This is a genomic window from Mycobacterium talmoniae (assembly GCF_001854525.1).
Lineage (GTDB): Bacteria > Actinomycetota > Actinomycetes > Mycobacteriales > Mycobacteriaceae > Mycobacterium > Mycobacterium talmoniae.
The window spans coordinates 1-4,711 of sequence record NZ_MLQM01000259.1 but is presented as its reverse complement, the minus strand read 5'-3'; the positions used below and the strand labels follow the sequence as shown (position 1 = coordinate 4,711).

The following is a 4,711-nucleotide window of genomic DNA, read 5'->3' as shown; positions in this document are numbered from 1 at the left end:
ATCTGCATCGGCTCGGGTTTGCTGGCCAGCCGCGCCGCGACGCCGGCCTCCAGGTGCGCGGCGAACTCGTCGGCGCGCGGATCGGCCGGTCCGCCGTCGAGCGCGGCGGCCAGGATCGGGAACGCCGAGAGCCGGGTGAACGCCGCCCACCGCGCCCCGAAGGCGGCGGCGTCGTTATCGGCCGCATAGTCGGCCCAGAACGGGTCGTCGGCCTCGAAGATCTCCAGCTGCTCGATCGAGCAGCCCTCGAACCGGTCGGTGGGGGCGAACGGGGCGCGAAAGTCCTTCTCGCTGCGGGCGAAAATCGGGATCGTCATCCGGCGGGCCTCCTCGGCGCCCAGCAGCCCGTCGCGGACCTGATCACCCAGCGCCGCGGCGATCGCGTCGAACAACGGCCGGTAGCCGAACTCGCCGTCCGCGCCGACCGCCATCGTCAACACCGTCAACCGGCCACCCGGACACAACTCGCGGCCGCGAAACGCCACGAAATCATGCCAATCCTGGGCGGCCTGCCGGGCGTATGCCGCCCGGGCGGTGTCGTCGGCGCTGTAGGCGATTTGCACGTGATCGGGGATTTCCGGCAGCTCGGCGGCGGCCCGGCTCAGCCACATGGTCGCCCACGACGTCCAGCCCAGCGTGACGCTCTTCGACGGCAGAATCTGCCCGTAGAACGACCGGCCGATCGCGGCGGGAAAGCTCGCCGAATCGGTGTGCAGGTAGCTGTCCGGGTCGTCGGCCAGCGTGCTGAACAGGTCGGTGAAATCGTTGTGCGGCGCGTCGGTGTGCGCCACCAGCACCGCGTGCTCGTGGCGGGTGCGCCGGCGGATCACCTTGATCGCCGCCCCCAGGGGCAACAACGCGTTGCGCCCGTCGGCCGCACCGTAGTCGGCCAGCACGATCGGCTGCGGCGGGTCGGGCAGCGGCACCGCCTCGGCGGCCCGCTCGAAGGCCGCGATCGCCCGTCGCAGGCCGGGGGGTTGCGGTCGGACCACGATGCTCGATTCCCCCATGTGCATCTCCCCAGCGGCGGACGGTGCGTGTCGGGTCCGACGCTAGTACGCGACCGGGGCTCAGCCGGATTCCGGGTAGCGCACGCCGGTGAGCTGTTCGGAAACCTCCCACAGCCGCGCGGCGTCGGCGGCGTCGGCGGCCCGGGCGGGCACCTTGGCGACGGTGACGCCGCCGCCAGCGGCCTCGTAGATGCCGCGGGGCCCGTAGAACACGCCGCCCTCGGCCTGCGGCGCGACCGCGGCGTACAGCGCCGGCAGAATGCCGTCGTCGATGTCCTGCCACATGAACGGGGCCAGCCGCCACGACGCCGTGTACAGGCGTTGCATCACCGACGGTTTCGCCCGCCCATGGGACGGACCGCTGATCTGCAGGTTGGTCTTCGTCAGGCCGGGGTGGGCGGCGGTGGACGTGATGCCCCAGCCGGCCGCGCGGCTGCGGCGCTCCAGCTCGCGGGCGAACATCAGCACCGCCAGCTTCGACTGGCCGTAGGCCTGCATCGGGACGTAGCGCTGTTCGAACTGCAGGTCGTCGAAGTGGATGCGGCCCTGCCGGGCGGCCAGGCTGCTCAGCGACACCACCCGGGCGCCGTCGGCGGCCCGCAGCAGCGGCAGCAGCCCGGCGGTCAGTGCGAAGTGCCCGAGATGGTTGCTGCCGAACTGCAATTCAAAACCGTCGGCGGTGGTGTCGCGTTCCGGCGGCGTCATCACCCCGGCGTTGTTGATCAGGATGTCGATGGGCCGGCCATCGGCGGTGAACTCGTCGGCGAGCGCGGCCACACTGGCCAGCGACGACAGGTCCAGGCTCCGGATGGTCAGCTTGGCGTCGGGCACCGCGGCGCGGATCTCGGCGATGGCCGCTTCCCCCTTGGCGCGGTTGCGGATCGCCATGACGACGTCGGCGCCGGCGGCGGAGAGTCGGCGGGCCAGCCCGAACCCCAGGCCGCTGTTGGCGCCGGTGACGACGGCCAGCTTTCCGGTCAGATCGGGCACGGTGAGAGTGAGATTGGTGGCCATGATTGCGCTCCTCGGTTCGGTCCGATGCGACGTTAACAGAACGGCGGTCTGATAACAAGAGAACGCCGGTCTGATAAATTGGGCGGGTGAACTTCCAGCGGGCCCGGCGTCCCGAGCAGCTGGCGGCCCGGCGGGCGGCGATCCTGCAGGCCGCCCGCGCGGCGGTGGGCGAGAAGGGTGTCGCCGACGTCAGCCTGCGCGACATCAGCGAACGGGTGGGCCTGGCCAAGTCGAATGTGCTGCGCTACTTCCACACCCGGGAAGCGCTGTTGTTGGAGCTGCTCGCCCAGGAATTTCGGGGTTGGCTCGACGCGGTCGGTGCCCGGCTGGGCCGACCACGGCAGCGAAAACCCGGCTATGCCAGTGAGATTCGGGTGGCGACGACGATCGCCGAGTCACTGGTGGAGCGGCGGCTGCTGTGCGAGTTGGTCGGGGCGATGGCCGGGGTGCTGGAACGCAACATCACCACCGAGTTCGCCCGCGACTTCAAACTCCGTGCGACGGCGAACATCGACGCGTTGGCGCAGTTGGTGTCCCGGCAGCTGCCGTGGCTGCCGGCCGAGTCGGCCGCCGGGTTCGCCGAGGGCGCGCTGGCGTTGACCGCCGGGATGTATCCGTTCTCGGTGCCCACCGAGCCGGTCCGGATCGCGATGGCCGAGCTGAACTTCCCCGATCCGGGGCAGCGCTTCGCGGCCGGGCTGCGGGCCGGGCTGGTGACGTGGCTGATCGGCGCCGCCGCGCGCAGCGAGGCGTGACCGCCGCGCGGCCCTAGCGTGTGGCCGCGAGCGTGCGCAGAAACGGGAATTTCCCCGGTGTGTCGGCCGGGGACACGCACGCTCGCGGAAAAGGGGGCTAGTGCCCGCGGGCTACCCAGTCGTCGTAGTGCACGATCTCGTCGCCGATTTTGGTGGTGTCGCCGTGGCCGGTGTAGACGACGGTGTCGGCCGGCAGCTTGCCCAGCCGTTCGGAGATCGACGCCAGGATCGTCGGGAAATCCGAATACGAGCGCCCGGTGGCACCGGGCCCGCCCTGGAACAGGGTGTCGCCGCTGAACACCGCGCCCAGGTCGGGGGCATACCAGCACACCGATCCGGGGGAGTGCCCCGGCGTGTGCAGCGCCTGCAGTTGCAGGCCGCCGATCCTCAGCGTGTCGCCGTCGTCGACGGCCCGAAAGTCCTTGTCCGGATGTGTCATCCGCCACAGCACGTCGTCACCCGGATGCAGCAGCACCGGCGCGTCCAGTTGGGCGCCGAGCTGTGGGGCCACCGTGACGTGGTCGTTGTGGCCGTGGGTGCACACCACCGCCACCACATTGCGTCCGCGTACCGCCGCCACGATCGGGGCCGCGTCGTGGGCGGCGTCGAACACCACCACATCGGAGTCGTCGCCGACGACCCAGATGTTGTTGTCGACTTCCCAACTGCCGCCGTCGAGTTCGAAGGTGCCGTGGGTGACTACCCGTTCGATCGCGGCCATTACAGCACCACCACCGAGCGCAGCACCGCACCGCCGTGCATCTTGTGGAAGGCGTCCTCGATCGCGTCGAGCCCGATGCGTTCGGTGACGAACTTCTCCAGCGGCAGCCGGCCTTGCAGATACAGGCTGATCAGGGTGGGGAAGTCGCGTTCGGGCAGGCAGTCGCCGTACCACGACGACTTCAGCGACCCACCGCGGGAGAAGAAGTCGATCAGCGGCATGTCCAGCCGCATGTCGGGGGTGGGCACCCCGACCAGCACCACGGTGCCGGCCAGATCCCGGGCGTAAAACGCCTGCTTCCAGGTTTCCGGGCGGCCGACCGCGTCGATCACCACATCGGCGCCGAACCCGTCGGTGAGATCTTGGATGGTCTCGACGGGGTCGAGGTCGCGGGCGTTGATGGTGTGGGTGGCGCCAAAGTCGCGGGCCCAGTTCAGTTTCGTGTTGTCGGTGTCGACGGCGATGATCCGTTTGGCGCCGACCAGCGCCGCGCCGGCGATCGCGGCGTCTCCGACGCCGCCGCAGCCGATCACCGCCACGGTGTCATCCCGGGTGACCCCGCCGGTGTTGATCGCCGCGCCCAGCCCGGCCATCACCCCGCAGCCCAGCAGCCCGGCGACGGCCGGGTCGGCGTCCGGGTCGACCTTGGTGCACTGGCCCTCGTGCACCAGCGTCTTGTCAGCGAACGCGCCGATGCCCAGCGCCGGGGTCAGCGCGGTGCCGTCGGTCAGCGTCATCGGCACAGAGGCGTTGAAGGTGTCGAAGCAGTACTGTGGCCGGCCGCGTTTGCAGGCCCGGCACTGCCCGCACACCGCGCGCCAGTTCAGCACCACGAAATCACCGGGCGCCACGGCGGTGACCGCCGACCCCACCGTTTCGACGGTGCCGGCGGCCTCATGGCCGAGCAGGAACGGGTATTCGTCGTTGATGCCGCCCTCGCGGTAGGTCAGGTCGGTGTGGCACACCCCGCAGGCGGTCACCTTGACCACCACGTCGTTGGGGCCGGGATCGGGGATGATGATGTCCACCAGTTCGACCGGGTCGCCTTTTTTCCGGGAAATCACACCGCGCACTGTCTGACTCATGGGTTACAACCTAGCGCTTGCTTGGCACGTGCGGGCGTTAGGCTGCACCGCAATGGCTCCTATGGCGCGGAGGCCCCGATGAGACCGCGGCGGCCGCTGCCGAGGCTGCTGGAAACGGTGCTGGTG

5 protein-coding genes are annotated in these 4,711 nt (G+C 70.2%); 1 reads left to right on the top strand and 4 read right to left on the bottom strand.

Annotated features, from left to right (window positions below; all coding sequences use genetic code 11):
* Together BKN37_RS25850 and BKN37_RS25845 are read right to left on the bottom strand one after the other, a co-directional pair.
* A partial coding sequence (locus BKN37_RS25850) for a class I SAM-dependent methyltransferase (RefSeq protein ID WP_071030007.1) occupies positions 1-1,010 on the bottom strand: 1,010 nt, incomplete at its 3' end.
* 60 nt (positions 1,011-1,070) lie between these two features.
* The gene (locus BKN37_RS25845) at positions 1,071-2,024 is read right to left on the bottom strand and encodes an SDR family oxidoreductase (protein ID WP_071030005.1); all 954 of its coding nucleotides are present in this window, start codon (positions 2,022-2,024) and stop codon (positions 1,071-1,073) included.
* 86 nt (positions 2,025-2,110) lie between these two features.
* Between BKN37_RS25845 and BKN37_RS25840 the strand changes: the two genes are divergently transcribed.
* Positions 2,111-2,779, top strand: a complete 669-nt coding sequence (locus tag BKN37_RS25840) for a TetR family transcriptional regulator (RefSeq protein ID WP_242657364.1) — start codon at positions 2,111-2,113, stop codon at positions 2,777-2,779.
* A gap of 97 nt (positions 2,780-2,876) precedes the next feature.
* Here BKN37_RS25840 and BKN37_RS25835 read toward each other — a convergent pair whose 3' ends face one another.
* Positions 2,877-3,500, bottom strand: a complete 624-nt coding sequence (locus BKN37_RS25835) for an MBL fold metallo-hydrolase (protein WP_071030001.1) — start codon at positions 3,498-3,500, stop codon at positions 2,877-2,879.
* Entirely contained in the window at positions 3,500-4,585 is a 1,086-nt protein-coding gene (locus BKN37_RS25830) for an S-(hydroxymethyl)mycothiol dehydrogenase (protein WP_071029999.1), read from the bottom strand. Before BKN37_RS25830 ends, BKN37_RS25835 begins: the two co-directional genes overlap by 1 nt.
* Positions 4,586-4,711 lie beyond the last annotated feature (126 nt).